Origin of the sequence: Stenotrophomonas sp. ZAC14D2_NAIMI4_6, assembly GCF_003086875.1 — a bacterium.
Classification (GTDB): Bacteria; Pseudomonadota; Gammaproteobacteria; order Xanthomonadales; family Xanthomonadaceae; genus Stenotrophomonas.
Window position 1 is genome coordinate 2,537,594 of the sequence record NZ_CP025996.1, and the last position, 13,994, is coordinate 2,551,587.

General features: G+C 62.2%; 13 protein-coding genes. All 13 read right to left on the reverse strand.

The genetic code is table 11. From position 1 onward, the window contains the following. Positions 1-741 precede the first annotated feature (741 nt). Entirely contained in the window at positions 742-1,314 is a 573-nt protein-coding gene (locus tag C1933_RS11675) for a DUF4189 domain-containing protein (RefSeq protein WP_108753398.1), read from the reverse strand. An 81-nt stretch (positions 1,315-1,395) separates the two neighbouring features. Continuing rightward, the gene (locus C1933_RS11680) at positions 1,396-1,932 is read right to left on the reverse strand and encodes a DUF4189 domain-containing protein (RefSeq protein ID WP_325051499.1); all 537 of its coding nucleotides are present in this window, start codon (positions 1,930-1,932) and stop codon (positions 1,396-1,398) included. Positions 1,933-1,968: 36 nt separating this feature from the next. After that, entirely contained in the window at positions 1,969-2,784 is an 816-nt protein-coding gene (locus C1933_RS20480) for a DUF4189 domain-containing protein (protein WP_108753399.1), read from the reverse strand. 728 nt (positions 2,785-3,512) lie between these two features. Beyond that, positions 3,513-4,652, reverse strand: coding sequence for a type IV secretion system protein (locus C1933_RS11695; RefSeq protein WP_234414726.1), 1,140 nt, complete (start codon positions 4,650-4,652; stop codon positions 3,513-3,515). Between the two features lie 64 nt (positions 4,653-4,716). Continuing rightward, on the reverse strand, positions 4,717-5,541 hold the full coding sequence (locus tag C1933_RS11700; protein WP_234413305.1) for a hypothetical protein: 825 nt from the start codon (positions 5,539-5,541) through the stop codon (positions 4,717-4,719). Further along, the gene (locus tag C1933_RS11705) at positions 5,538-7,985 is read right to left on the reverse strand and encodes a VirB4 family type IV secretion/conjugal transfer ATPase (protein ID WP_108753401.1); all 2,448 of its coding nucleotides are present in this window, start codon (positions 7,983-7,985) and stop codon (positions 5,538-5,540) included. Before C1933_RS11705 ends, C1933_RS11700 begins: the two co-directional genes overlap by 4 nt. A gap of 77 nt (positions 7,986-8,062) precedes the next feature. Next, entirely contained in the window at positions 8,063-8,371 is a 309-nt protein-coding gene (locus C1933_RS11710) for a VirB3 family type IV secretion system protein (RefSeq protein ID WP_108749937.1), read from the reverse strand. Continuing rightward, positions 8,364-8,765, reverse strand: a complete 402-nt coding sequence (locus C1933_RS11715) for a TrbC/VirB2 family protein (RefSeq protein WP_108749938.1) — start codon at positions 8,763-8,765, stop codon at positions 8,364-8,366. Before C1933_RS11715 ends, C1933_RS11710 begins: the two co-directional genes overlap by 8 nt. Positions 8,766-8,838: 73 nt before the next feature. Continuing rightward, positions 8,839-9,792 carry a lytic transglycosylase domain-containing protein gene (locus C1933_RS11720; protein ID WP_108753402.1) on the reverse strand — a complete coding sequence of 318 codons (954 nt, stop codon included), beginning with the start codon at positions 9,790-9,792 and terminating at the stop codon, positions 8,839-8,841. 3 nt (positions 9,793-9,795) lie between these two features. Continuing rightward, the gene (gene virB11, locus C1933_RS11725) at positions 9,796-10,839 is read right to left on the reverse strand and encodes a P-type DNA transfer ATPase VirB11 (RefSeq protein WP_108749940.1); all 1,044 of its coding nucleotides are present in this window, start codon (positions 10,837-10,839) and stop codon (positions 9,796-9,798) included. A gap of 14 nt (positions 10,840-10,853) precedes the next feature. Then, entirely contained in the window at positions 10,854-12,131 is a 1,278-nt protein-coding gene (locus C1933_RS11730) for a TrbI/VirB10 family protein (protein ID WP_108753403.1), read from the reverse strand. Continuing rightward, a complete protein-coding gene (locus C1933_RS11735; protein WP_108749942.1) occupies positions 12,128-12,907 on the reverse strand; it encodes a TrbG/VirB9 family P-type conjugative transfer protein in 780 nt (259 codons plus the stop codon). Before C1933_RS11735 ends, C1933_RS11730 begins: the two co-directional genes overlap by 4 nt. Then, positions 12,904-13,989, reverse strand: coding sequence for a type IV secretion system protein (locus C1933_RS11740; RefSeq protein WP_108753404.1), 1,086 nt, complete (start codon positions 13,987-13,989; stop codon positions 12,904-12,906). The genes C1933_RS11735 and C1933_RS11740 overlap by 4 nt, the downstream gene beginning before the upstream one ends. Between the last annotated feature and the right edge of the window lie 5 nt (positions 13,990-13,994).

A 13,994-nucleotide genomic window follows, 5' to 3' on the forward strand; every position in this document is an offset into this window, starting at 1 on the left:
CGCACTCCACCGCCTCAGTGAAGAACAGCAGAAAGTGGCCGGACTACGAACTGCGGCTAGTACTTCTTGAAGTACGGAACTGTACACGCCGAATAGATCGACCTGCACTGCTTCCCGCCGGCTTTCCTGCAATCCTCCAAGGCCAATTCTGTCGCCGCCTCTACCGTCGCCTCACTGACGTAAATAGTTCCGGTTGATTCCAACTCAGACACTACTGCCGCCACGCACTGTTGATGATAGACAAATTCGACCCTACACCGCCCGCCAGCTCGTTTCTCACAGTCTTCAACTGCCTTACGCCTGGCTTCACGCTCGGTGAGCTCGCTAACCGAAGCCCCCCCCCTGCTTTCCTTCGACGGCGCCCGCGAGCGCCCCCCAGGTCGTGATCCACTCGCCGGTCGGACGCGGAGGAGCCGGTGCAGAAACAGAGGAACCGGGGCCGCCGCCTTGAGCGCCCGGAATGGGGGCGCAGCCTTGAACGCCTTGGCCGCCGATGGGATACATGCCCGGAGGACATCCGCCCTCGGCGAAGACCACGTTTGTTCCAAGCATCGCAATGCCTATTACGACAGTACGGGCGAGCAGCTTCATTGAACCACCTCCACGGCCATTGAAGAGATCCGTAGGCCGCTCATCAGCAGCACACATCCCAAAGCGCAAGCGAAATCACCATCTCGCCGTCCCCGATACTGCGATGGCGCAGACGTAACACCATCCAGAAAACACGTGGGCACGTGAGCACTAGAATTCCCTGAACACTGGCTCCGAACATTCAGCGTGAGAGATAACGCACCGCCCACCACCCGTATCACTGCAACTGTCCAGCGCATCCTTCTTGGCGGTGGGCAGATCTACGGCCGTATTGACCGAGCCCCTGCCTTTGCCAGAATTCGGCACGGAGAATGCCACGCACTGGTTGTAATAGGTCAGCGACGTCTTACAGTCTTTCGCGCCTTCGGATGCGCAAATGCGCAGGGCCTCAGACTCCGCAGCACGCTCACTCGACATGTTCGCCGCCGTCCCTACAAGATCGGAAGTAGGCGACTGCGCAACTGCACCCCAGGTCGTCAACCACTCACCCGACGGTCTGGGCGTCGCGACCACGGCACCTTGGGCCGGCGATCCACCGGACTGACTGCCGGGAATTGGAGCACAGCCTTGCACACCTTGGCCGCCGATGGGGTAGTAGCCCGAGGGGCAGCCGCCTTCAGCAAAGACTGGCCACGCCAACACCAGCGCCAGCACCAGCACCAGCACCACTGTGGCTGGCTTGATCAGCCACGCGAAGTAGCTGGTGCGTGAATGGAACATCATGCGAACTCCCTTCCGGCGCGCAGCACACGCCTGCCATGTACATGTACCCTGGATAGGCAACCACACCTGCCACCATTCCAGTCAGAAGCGCTCAAACGTGGGTTCGGCACAGTCTGAGTAGAAAGGCTTGCAGGCATCGCCAGCACCATCCTTGCATTCCTTCTGGGCGAGCTCATTGGCCAACTCCATCGTCGCCGCCCTTGCCATACCTGATTGTGCCCCCGGCCCGCCAACGTTGGGGATGACCCAGGCAAAACACTGGTTCGTGTACGCCATGACCACCGTGCAATCTTTGGCCCCCTCAACCGCGCACTTCTCCAGCGCGGTGCGCTCGGCAGAACGGCGGGAAGTCTCAGCGCTTGCAGTTCCCACTACTGACGTCGACTTGGAATGAGCAATCGCGCCCCATGCATCGTGCCATCGCCCGGTTGGCCGAGGAGGTGTCGGAATAGTGGAACCGTTCTGTCCACCGCCGGCGCCCGGGATCGGAGCACATCCCTGCACGCCTTGCCCCCCGATCGGATAGGAACCGGGCGGACACCTTCCCTCGGCATAAGCAGTTGTGCCGCTGCCCCCAGCACCCATCAACAGCACGGCAACGAGAAACCGACGAATCATAGGCACCCGAGCGTTTGGACGGCAGATCGGACGAGACTAATACTTCTTGAAGAACGGTACAGCGCACGCCGAGTAAATAGACCGGCACTGCGTGCCTCCGGCCTTTCTGCAATTACGCATGGCGGCCTCTGTCGCCTCATCTGCCGTCGCGGCGCTGGCATAGTTGGTGCCGGTCGATGCGAGCTCAGACACCACTGCTGCCGCGCACTGTTGGTGATAAACAAATTCAACCTGGCATCGTCCACCAGCGCGCTTCTCGCAGTCCTCGATCGCCTTGCGTCTCGCAGCGCGCTCGGTGAGTTCACTCTCCGACGCACCACCTTGCATTCCTTCGACCGCCCCCGCGAGCGCGCCCCAAGTCGTGATCCACTCGCCCGTCGGGCGCGGAGGAGCTGGAGCAGAAACCGAGGAGCCCGCGCCACTGCCTTGAGCACCAGGAATAGGAGCACAGCCTTGGACGCCTCGGCCGCCGATCGGATACATGCCCGGAGGACATCCCCCCTCGGCATGAGCAGTGGAGAGGGTCAAGTAAACCAGCGGCAAAAGTGCGATGCGCAGAAAGCGAATATTCACAAGACCATCACTCCTCCGACGCTTGCTCCCCACCGTTTGACCATTCTGGCACCTACCCCGCGGTTCGCGCGCGAAAAACCTTGTCAAATCGTATGAATATGTACTCACTGCGGCAATGTTTGGTGACCTCGCATTGCGCAACCAGCTTACTTCACCGCCTCGGCGTCTACCTGTAGGTCCATAACCTCGGAAGCGCGGCTCCTGGCGGAAGCATGGGCAGCTGATGTCACTCGACACTTGGCCACGATCTCTATTCGACCAAAGACACCGGAGCCCCATCCGACGAAAAGGAAGCGTACAAGTGGGACTTGCAGGTGCACGCCCGAGGCCTAAGTAGTTACGCGCCAGACAGCGCAAGCACCCTATTTCCAACTGTACTACTGCCACAGGCTCCGTTCGCTTAATCAACAAGCCAGTGGAGTCTTTGCAAAGCAAAGCTGACCAACTCAGAAGCTAGCACTAGTACTTCTTGAAAAAAGGAACACTACACGCCGAGTAGATACTCCGGCACTGTTTACCGCCAGCCTTCTTGCAATCCTGCAGAGCGACCTCGATCGCTTCGTCCTCAGTTGCAGCGCTGACATAATTCGTCCCACTGGAAGTCAACTCTGGGGAGGAGACAGCGGAGACACACTGATTCTGGTAGACAAAATCAACCTTACAATCGCCCCCCCCGTTCTGCTCGCAGTTCTCTACTGCCTTCCTCCTGGCAGCAGGCTCGGTAAGTTCGTTGGCCACAGCGCCCCCCATGTTTCCCTTGGATGGCCTTGCCAAAGCACCCCAGGTCTTGATCCACTCGCCGAGTGGACGTGGCGGCATAGGCGTTGTTGAGGGGGCACTCACGCCCCCGCCCTGCGCTCCCGGTATTGGCGCACAGCCCTGAACCCCCTGCCCTCCTATGGGATACATACCTGGAGGACACCCCCCCTCGGCATGGGCCAGGAAAGCCGCGAAACAGAATAATGGAATGGTGGCAAAACGCAGGATGCGAATCGACATGTAAAACCTCAACCTCGTTCGTTATTTGCTGCGCCACGTTGGCCGGTGCTCTGAGCTGAGTCCGCGAACCCCCCAAGCTGGGACCCCGAGCCACCACCCTTGTACTGCGTCCCGGTGGCAACCGGCGCTTGAGGAATGAATACACCACCACCACCGCCACCACCATGCGAGCCCGGCGGCTGACCCTGCGGGCCAGGTGCAGCCGCACCCGGACTTCCGCCTATCTGCGAATATGCCATGAAGGTACCCAGCGTACCCTGGAAGAACATCGCAGCCATTGGGGGTGCAGTCAGAATCAGCGTCGTCAGGATCAGGCCCATGCCACCCTGCTGCAGCGCCATGCTGCTCATGCCTTCGGTCAGGTTCGTGCTCAGCAGCGCGCCCAGTGCGGCAGCGCCCCAGAACGAGGCGGCAACGCGTGCCACCATCTCCATGGCGATGCCTGTCATGGCGGCCAGCACCGCCATCGAGAACATGGTGCCGATGCCATAGAACAACCAGCGTTGGAACAAGGATTTGGTCTGCTCGAACAACAGACACAGAATGAACAGTGGACCGAAGCCGATGAACATGGCCATCGCGACCTGGTACAGCAGCAGCATGGCGCCGGCGGTGACCGCAGGACCGCCCGTGCCCAGGCCGATGAACCACATCGCACGCGTCTTCGCGCTGTCCAGGGTGACGTCGCCGGCAACGTCGAGCACGCTCACCGACGTCAGCGCCAACTGCATGTAGCCCAGGTTGCGGTCGATCAGTTCTTCGGCCGTGTCATCCTTGCCGGTCACCACGTAGGTGATCTCGTCCTGGACGTCCTGGGTCAGGAAGGACTGCAGATCCTTGCCGAACATCGCCATGGACGTGGCCACCGTCACGATGAGCGCCGCGCGCGCCATGTTGGTGGCCAGCGCCGCCATCGAATCGCGGCTGCGCCCGGTCACGATGCGGAAGCCCTGGATCAGCACCCACAGCGTCATCAGCACCAGCGCGATCGAGCCCACCCAGGTCATCATGCGACCGAGCACGCCTTCGCCGAAGTTCGCGATTTCCTCTCGCAGGTACTCCAGGATCAGCTTGAAGAACACGAAGTCGCCCACTGAGGCGAACAGCGTTCCGTGCAGCAGATCCCCGATCACCATGCCCTGCATCATTCCCTGACTCATCACATCACCCGCCCCGCGTTGGGGCCCTGCTGGAGTGCGTTACGCACGTGGTTCACTTGGAGAGCGCGGTTTTCAGCGCGGCAGCCTTGATAACGGTGCCAAGCGGGTTGCTCTCGCCCTTCAGTGCGCGCTCGGTCAGGTTGCGCTGACGCCCCTGCAGGGCCGCGATCTGCTGGTCGTAGACCTTGATCTTGGTCTCCCATTCCTTGAACGCCTTGTCCATCGCAAGCTGGCTGGCAGTGTTATTGGAAATATCCTCCTGCAGCGCGCCCTCGTTACGGAACGCGTTGCGGATCTTGCGCAGCGTGCCCAGCATTTCTTCCATGGCCGGCAGCGACTTGGTCACCACGTCCACGGTTTCGTTGTACTTCTTGTTCTCAAGCACCTGGATGTAGGCGCAGATCGAGCGCTGCTGTGCGCCGATGTCGCCACCCGGGCTGACACCCAGCAACGACATCAGGCCTTCCTGGCTGACCATCGAGCCACCACCGCACTTCTCGGCGACGTTCCAGCTTTCGGGAATTCGGGTAAGCACCGGCGTGACCGGCATCAGAGGGGAGGCAATGATCTGGTACCAGTTCTGCAACCTGGAAACCCAGTTCTCCACCGTCTTCATGTACTGCCCGGCCGTCTCGCTCCAGCGCCCGGCTTCGGTCACGTACTCGCCGGCAGACTTGTATTCCTGCAGGAAGTTCATGATCCAGTTGGCCGGGTCATACACGGTCATGGCCTGCGCCTGCTGCGTACCGGTGCTGAAGCTCATGCCCAGGGTCAACATGGCCGCGAACAGCGGCGCCAAGCGCCGACGACGCGGCGCGCTCTTTCGGGTTTCAATGCCCATGGCAGTTTCCTTTTGCAGTTCGGTGATGGTTTTCATGCCGCCTCCTCCTGGTCCTTGTCGGCTCGCTTGCCCGAGCCCTTTCGATTCTTGTAGAACGCGTCCAGCCACTGGTCCGGGGTCAGTTCGTCCACGGTCACGCGGGCGCGCACCGCCGCGGTCTGCAGCACCCGGTGCATGACTTCGATGTTGTCGGTCGATGCCGAAATGACCGACAGGATGTCGTCCATGCCGCGCAGGTTGAGCTGGCACACGCTGGAGGCGTGGCCCTGCTTGACCAGGAAGCAGCGCGAGCGCTCGTCCAGCGCAGTCACCACCTTGAACTCGGCCTCGGTCAGCTTCAGGCCGTCCATGTAGTCGCTCTTGCTGGCGTTCGGGTTCGGCAGCAGGATCAGCGTAGCGGTCTGTTCGATCAGGGCAGCGGAGATGTCGCTCTTAAGCGCGTCTTCCGGGCTCTGCGTAGCGAAGATGCCCAGACCATTCTGCTTACGGATGGTCTTCTGCTTGTTCTTGGCGAACTCCTTCAGGCCACCCTCGCCGTCCAGAATCTTCCAGAACTCGTCCATCACATAGATCAGCGGACGACCGTCGATCAGCGATTCCAGGCGGTGCAGCAGGTAGTTGATGACCGGCACGCGCACTTCGGGGTTGTCGATGATGTCGGTGTAGTCAAAGCCGATGATGTTGGCCTTGCTCAGGTCCACCGTATCGACGGGATTGTCGAACACCCAGCCCAGCGAGTTGCCCGAGGTCCAGCGGCGCATGCGCGCGTACAGACCGTCGTCGCCCATGTTGGGCAGGCTCTTCTGGAAGTTGGTCATGCTGCGCAGGTGCATGGGCGTGTCCAGCATGCTTTCCACCGCGCGGTAGATGTCTTCCTCTTCGCGGGCACTGTATTCGCGCTTGCCAGCCAGCACCTTGATCAGGTCGGCCAGGAACTGCACGTTGGCTTCGCTGTTCTCGCACTGGAACGGATTGAAGCCGGTCGGCGCGCCGTTCTCCAGGGCCAGGTAGTTGCCGCCACAGGCACGCACGAAGATCTCGGCGCCGCGGTCCTTGTCGAAGAAGAAGATGGTGGGCGACGGGTCGTACTTCTGCACCTGGCTGAGCAGGAAGTTGATCAGCGCGGTCTTACCGGTACCGGACTTACCGATCACCATGGTGTTGGCGATGGCCTTTTCACCCAGCGAATTCTCGGACGGATGCGTGGCGTGGAAGTTGAAGTAGTACGGCTGGCCGTTGGTGGTCTGCAACGTGGTGACGCAGTCGCCCCAGGGGTTGTTGTGCTGCTTGCCGGTGGCGAAGTTGTGCAGCGGCGACAAGCCCAGGAAATTCAGCGAGCTGACGTTGGCCAATCGCGTGCGGTAGCGCCAGTTGCCCGGCAGCTGCGAATAGAACGACGAGGTGATGGCCAGGTCTTCCTTGGTCGACACGAAGCCGGCATTGGACAGCTCGGCGCGCGTGGTCGCCACGTTCTGCGAGAGCTTGGCCTGGCTGTCGCCGTAGACGGCCATGATGAAGTGGTATTCACCCAGCACGAAGTTGCCCGAGGACAACTGGTCCATGGCGTAGTCGAGCTCGGCAATCTGGCTGACTGCCTTGTCGCCGGAGGAAATCATCATGCCCTTGGTGCGATCGAGCACCTTCAGTGCGTCCTGGCGGCCCATCGGGCTGAAGGAATGGGTGATGACGTACTCGTAGTCCAGGTACTTCAGACCATTGAGGATGCCCGGGTAGGTACCCTCGGCATACTCCTTGATGTTCAGGATGGCGCCGAAGTGATTGGCGCCATTGGGCGTGTTGATGACGTAGTCACCGGTCTTGGCCGAGAACATGTGGCGGCTGATCGGCAGATAGTCCTTCACCGGCGCGGGCAGCACCGGCACCGGCTCGTCCACGCGGTTGATCAGGTAGCCGAACAGCTCCAGCGTCTCGGAGAACACCACACCATTCTTGGCTTCATACATGCCCAGGCGGTACGGTGCGTAATCGCGGATCACCGCTTCGACGTTGCCGGCCAGCTCCAGCAGCTTTTCAACGGCCTGGTCCTGCTCGCCCTGCAGCTTTTCGATGCTGGCCGACTTTTCCACGAAACGCTTACCGGCCACGACCGGGCGGTAGATCATGGTCAGATACAGCTCGTTCTGCATGATGCGCTGCGAGGACAGCATGCCCATGTACTGGTCAGCCACGTCCTGGTTGAAGCGCTGCCCGTAGTGGCTCTTGCCCTTCAGCGTGCGGCGCCGGCGGATGTCGTGCACCCAGAAGGCGACGTTGACGAAGTCCGGCGCACGCAGGGTCTGCAGCAGGCGGTTGAAGGTGTTGTGGCGGTGCTCCAGTTCCCACTCTTCGCGGCCGACGAAGGGCAGCCCTTCCAGGTACCAGGTCAACAGATAGTCACCGCCCGTGGTCTTGACCACGTTCGGCGCCACATGCGACGACAGGGGAATGAATTCGCTGATGGAGGTATCTGGAGAGAACATGCGACTGCTTCCAAAAGGTAAGCCGGGGAACTACGAGGTGGCCGGGCAGGTTCGTACACCTGCCCGGCCGTTGCCCGTCAATCCATGCGGGCGGGTTTCTTGCGGTAGTGGTTCGGGCTGAACACCCACATTCCATCGTGGTCCTGCAGGTTGCGCGCCTTGAACTTGAACAGCAGGCGGAGCCCCAGCAGGCGGAAGATCAGCTCGTCGCGCTTGGCCATCTGCCGCATGATGAAAATGGCGACAGGAATGGTGAGCAGGAACCAGAAGTTCGTGTACACACTCAGCAGCAGCAACCCACCTGCCACCATGAAAAATGGCAGGTAGGGAACGCCCAGGAACATCGCCGGGCGCGTGCAGCCGCGGAACAGCACGTTCTTATGCACTGTAGTACTGCAGCACGTTGTTGATGATGGCGGCCGAGCTGCCCGAGCAGTTGCCGTCGCTGCCTTCACCCAGCAGCATGCGGGCGATCTGGCCGGCAGCGCCGATCAGCACGCCACCGATCAGGATCGGGGCCACATCGGCAATGCGCTTGTGGGCGAAGGCAATCTGGTAGCCCGCGAAGATGACCGCGATGGTGACCACGGCGATCGAGGCAATGTTCAGCAGACCATTGATGTTGTTGAAGAAGCCGCAGACCTTTTCATCGGTGCCGCCGAAGTCGGTGCCGCTGGCGATGGCCTGCGGAGCAAACACCAGGCCGACAAAGGCAACGGCCATCAGCATGGTCTTCAGCGTGCGCTGGGCCTGGGCCAGATCGAGATTGAATCGCTTCATGGATTGATTTCCTTGTTGATGGACTAACACAACTGAATCGGCCAGCCGGGGGTCTGGCCGTACCACGACTTCGTCAGAACACGAAGGCCGCATCCCCTGCGGGAATCTGTTGCACCGGCGCTCCCTGCGCAGGCACGTTGTATGCATTTTCTGGTGCGGCCACCGGCTGGTTGCGCTCGCTCCACGGGCGCAGCATGACCGGCTGCCCGTTCCCCGCTGCCACGCCGGGCAGCTGCTGCGGCATGGCCTGGTCGCCACCAGCCTGCGGCAACTGCTGCGGCATCTGCTGTGGCATGGCCTGGGGCTGGGCCTGCGGCTGCATCATGCGATCCACCGAACCCAGCACCACGCGCGACAGCGCCTGGTCGGCCAGGTTCAAGGCACTGCTTCGCGCCATGGCACCCGCCGAGGGGTAGACCGTGTAGGCACGGGCCGGATCATTGGACGGCACGTACACCGGCGCGTCGGCCTGGGCGACGATGCGCGACTGCACCGGCGACAGCGTCTGCGGATGGTGTTCAACCTTTACCGTGCGACGCTCGCCACGGCTGACCACATCGATCGGCACTGCGCCATTGCTGGCCACCTGCTGCCCACGGCGCATCGAATCGTAGATCTTCTGCACGTAGCCATGGCGGAAGCCGGTGGTGAAATTGCCCGAGTAGTAGCAGCTGAACGACTTGCCCCAGTCCTGCCCGGAACGCTTGTAGCACTCGGCCAGGATGCGCGAGCCCGCCTGCAGGTTGGCGCACTGCTGGAAGGCTTTTTCGTAGGAGTCCAGGCCGTACTTGGCCAGGTTGTAGCGGTTCACCTGGGCCAGGCCGACCGAGAAGTTGTAGCCCTTCTCTTCCAGCATGCGCACCGTGGCCAGCGCTTCATCCAGCGCCTTGGGCTGGCGCACCAGCGCACCGCCCACCACGCCAATGGCGAAGGGGTTGCGCGAGGATTCCACGTTGATGACGTGCTGCATGACGTCCATGGACACGGCCATTTCCGGGCATGCCATCATTTCCAGGCCTGGCAACATCGTTCAGCCCTCCTGCCCCTGGGCACGCCCAGGATTGAAATCGATGCCGGTGATGTAACGCGAACCGGCATGCGCCTTGATATGCACGACGATATCGATGGTCATCATCAGCAGGCGCTTGATGACCTCGAACTCCAGGCCGGAGCCTTCGTTGGAGGCCTTCACCATCAGCGCCAGCTGGTCCCAGGTCTGTTCCGGGCTGCCGGCATGGCAGCTGGTGATCGAACCCGGGTGACCGGAGGCGCAGTTACGGATGAAGTAGAACGCTTCGTCGCCGCGCAGCTCGGCCAGGATGATGCGCTCGGGCTTCATGCGCAGGCAGGCTTCCATGCAGCTCTTGGCGGTGACGTTGCTGGTGCTCTGGCCACCCTTGGAGTACAGCAGGTGCACCACGTTAGGCTGGGTCAGGAACAGTTCGCGGGCGTCCTCGATGGTGACCAGGCGCTCGTTGTCCGGAATGTGGTTGACCAGCGCCTTCATGAAGGTGGTCTTGCCGCTACCGGTGGCGCCGGACACCACGATGTTCTTGCGATACATCACCGCACGCCGGAAGAACTCGGCGTATTCGCGCGAATGCCGCAGTTCCAGCAGCTCGCGGTCCTGCTCGCTCAGGCTGCCGTCCTGTTCCAGGATCTGGTTGAAGAACCCGTCTTCGTGATACTGGGTGAGCGACTTGGTGTGCTTGGACGGCAGACGAATGGTGATGGACACCTTGCCGGCATCGCACGCAGGCGGGATCACGAACTGCGCACGCTGCCCGGTGGGGAAGGTGAGCGAGACCACCGGATCGGCATCGGTGATGCGCTGGCCGGTGTTGCTCTCGTTCACCACCGCGGTGCAGAACTGCCGGGCCCGCTCGAAGGTCAGGCCCGGCACGTCCACGCGCTGCCACCCCGCCCGGGTTTCCAGGTACAGCTCGCCCGGACGGTTGATGCAGATTTCCGTCACGTCGGGCGAGCTCATGTACTCCGCGATGCCCAGCACTTCGTACTGATAGCGCAGGAATTCGCTGGAAACAAGGGCGATGGGAGACACTTCGGCGTCCATGATCGTTCTATGAATTACCGGCGCGGGTGGAGCACGTTGGTGAAGTCGACGTCCTTTGCGACGTAGACGTTCACGATGGTGCCCTGGTTAATGGTGACCGTCGGCGGGCGACGACCTTCGCTGAGTGCTTCGTTGGCCAGGCGCTCCATGGTGCGGGCGGTCGCGCTTTCATACGGCGACTGCACGGCGAACCCGTTGCTGGCCACGGTGGTCGACTCCGGGCCGTGCTCGGCTGCGGCGTATTTGAACGCATCGGCGATCAGGCTGATCATCAGCGCCGACGCAATGCGGCTGCCCCAGTGCGCGGTGTACTGGCCAGGATGGCCCGCACCGCCCAGCCCATCGATACCTGGGCTGGACATGGCCACGTCGATACCGTTCGGCGTGGTGACGCGATCCCAGATGACTTCCACGCGCTTGCCGTTGGGGCCGCCACCGTAGGAGCCATAGATCTTCGAACCCTTCGGCAGCAACAGGTTGCGGCCGTTGATCGAGTAGACCGGTTCGGTCAGCAGGCACGAGGTGTAGCCGGCAATGTCGGTGATGATGCGGGTTTCCAGCACGCAGCGCAGGTAGGTACCGCGCACCAGCAGGGCATCCGGACTCTGGATGAAGCTGGCGTTGGACACGTCTTCCACGTCCGGACCACGGCGCACTTTCTGCTGCTGCTGGGCCTGCGGGTTGGCGGCCTGCATGGCGGCGATCATCGCCTGGCTGTAGTCGGTGCCCTGCCCTTGCGGCTTGGCGTTGCCATCGCCGGCGCCGAAGCCGCTGCTGCTGCCAATACGGCGGTCCAGCAGCGACGGACCCTGCGGCTCGGACGACTGGCGCAGGCGCGCACGATCAGCGTCCTGCAGGCTGACCATCGGAATGTCCTGCTGCGGCGGCGGCGGCAGCATCGGGATCGGATCGGCCGGCGCGACGGGCGCCGCTGCACTCGGCGCAGGCGCAACGGTCGGCAGGTCCGGCGTCGATACCCGGGCCTCCTGACGGTTGGAGGGCGCTGCGTTCTTGTCATCCTGGCCCTTGCGGAACAGCAGGAAGCCCATGGCCACCAGCAGCACCACGATGCCGCCGAGGAACATCAGCGCCTTGCGGTTCAGCCGCTGCTCTTCGGCCGAGCGCAGCTGCGGAGCCGCCGCATCCAGGTTCGGTGCGGACTCGGTCTGCTGCGTGCCGAAGTAAGGATTGGAGGTCGACTCGGCCGGTCCTTGGCCCTGGCCACCGTAGGGCGACTGCCCGTCGTCGCGGGCGTTGTTCGGATCGTTGCCGGGGGTGTTCTGCTGGCTCATTTCTTCACGTTCCTTCGCAGGCCAACGACGTACTCGCCGTGGCGGATGACCAGGTACGGGTAGGTGCCGTGGACGATCAGGGTGTTGCCCTCGACCGTGGTGTTGACCACGAAGTCCTCGCCGTACTCTTTCTCACGACCGAACACGGCCGGGAAAATGCCGGTCTTGTATTCGGGCGAGTTGGGCAGTTTCAGGTACGTGAAACGGCCATCGTCATAGGCATTGACGGGGATCAGCCACCCCATCTTCTTCGCCTTGCTGGTCGAATAGGAGTAGTTGAAGTTGTACTGGCGATCCTTGGCCAGTTCGCTGCTCAGCAGCGGCTGCGCTTCTTCTTCCACCGCCTGCTGGGCCACGCCGAACACCGTGTCGTTCGGGTAGGAGAAGGCGATCTTGTACTGCACGCCGGCGCGGCGGGCCTGTTCCAGCTGGCGCCAGTCGGTGGCCACCACCTTCAGTTCGAAGATGTAGGAATGGGTTTCGGTGCGCACCATCATGTTGGTGTCCACGTCCACATTCTTCGGCTTGATGTAGAACACGTTCTCGCGACGGGTCAGCTCCCAGCCGTTGCTGAAACCGGTGCTGTAGTCGAGGATCTTCTCGTTCGGGCTCAACTCGATCTGGGTGGTAAGGCCCAGGCCGGTGCGAACCGGATAGATGCGATCCTTTTCATACTCGTAATGGTCCACTGCCTGTGCCATGGCGCCGGTGGAGAACACCAGCGACAGCAACGACAGCAGCGCCAATGCGCTCCCCCTGACTTTTCGACTACTCATCGGTTGCTTGCTCCATCAGCATTTCCGGTGGATTGGTTCTGCGCCGGCCTCATGGCCGGCTGGCCGGGCATGGTCTGCCCGGGCATGGGTTGGCCCTGCATCGGTTGGCCTTGCTGCATCGGCTGAGCCTGCTGCACGGGCTGGCCGGGCATCGGCTGCCCCGGCATGGGTTGCTGCCCCGGCATGGGCGGGGTGACCTGCACATCGCCCGGCACCGCCAACGGCTGGCCGGTGGCCGGATCGATCATGGTGGCCGCAGCAGGATTGTTCGGGTCGTAGACCCCCTGCTGTGCCTGCAGCGCCTGCTGTTCTGCCTGCTGCTGCAACTGCGCCTCGTCCGGACCCGGTACGCCGCGCGAGTAGTCGTTGTCGCGACGGTACTCGAACACCTGCATGCCCAGCGGATTGAGGATGCGCTGCTGCTCGTTCAAGGCAAGGTTGCTGTCGTAGCGGAACCGCAGCGTGATGAGCTGGTTGTCCAGGTACGAGGTGGTGGCCTTGTTCTTGTCGTACACGCTGCGCTGGATGCGCACCGAGGCACCGCGGAAGCCACCATTCACCTGTGCTTCCAGCGGGGTGATGCTGAGAATCTTCACCCGGATCGCCCGATCCTTGCCGTACAGCACGACAGGGCTCTGCGGATTGTTCTGCGAATAGAAGGCCCGGATGGCCGAGCTGGTGCGCGTGTCGGACATCACATGCACCAGGGCCCAGTCGCGCAGGCCCATGACCGCGAAATCGTAGGATTCACGCGCCATCACGTACTGGGCGACGTTGCTGCGGTTGATCGCATCGCTTGCGGTAATCGACTGGCCTTCGAAATTGCCCGTCAGCCGCGCCACCGTGGCCGTGCCGGTGTAGGCATCGGCCATCACCAGGAACGGCACCTTCTCTTTCAGCGGCAGCATGTAGTAGTAGCCGCCCGCCAGCGCCAGCGACATCAGCAACGAACCGGTGGCCACCCACCAGGCGCGGCGCTCGCTGCGTCGTGCCATGTCGGCCACGGTGATCTCGTAGCTGACCGCCTTGGCGACCGACTGCTCGACCTTCTGGCTGTTGCCTGCATCCTTCTTGCGGAACATGGATT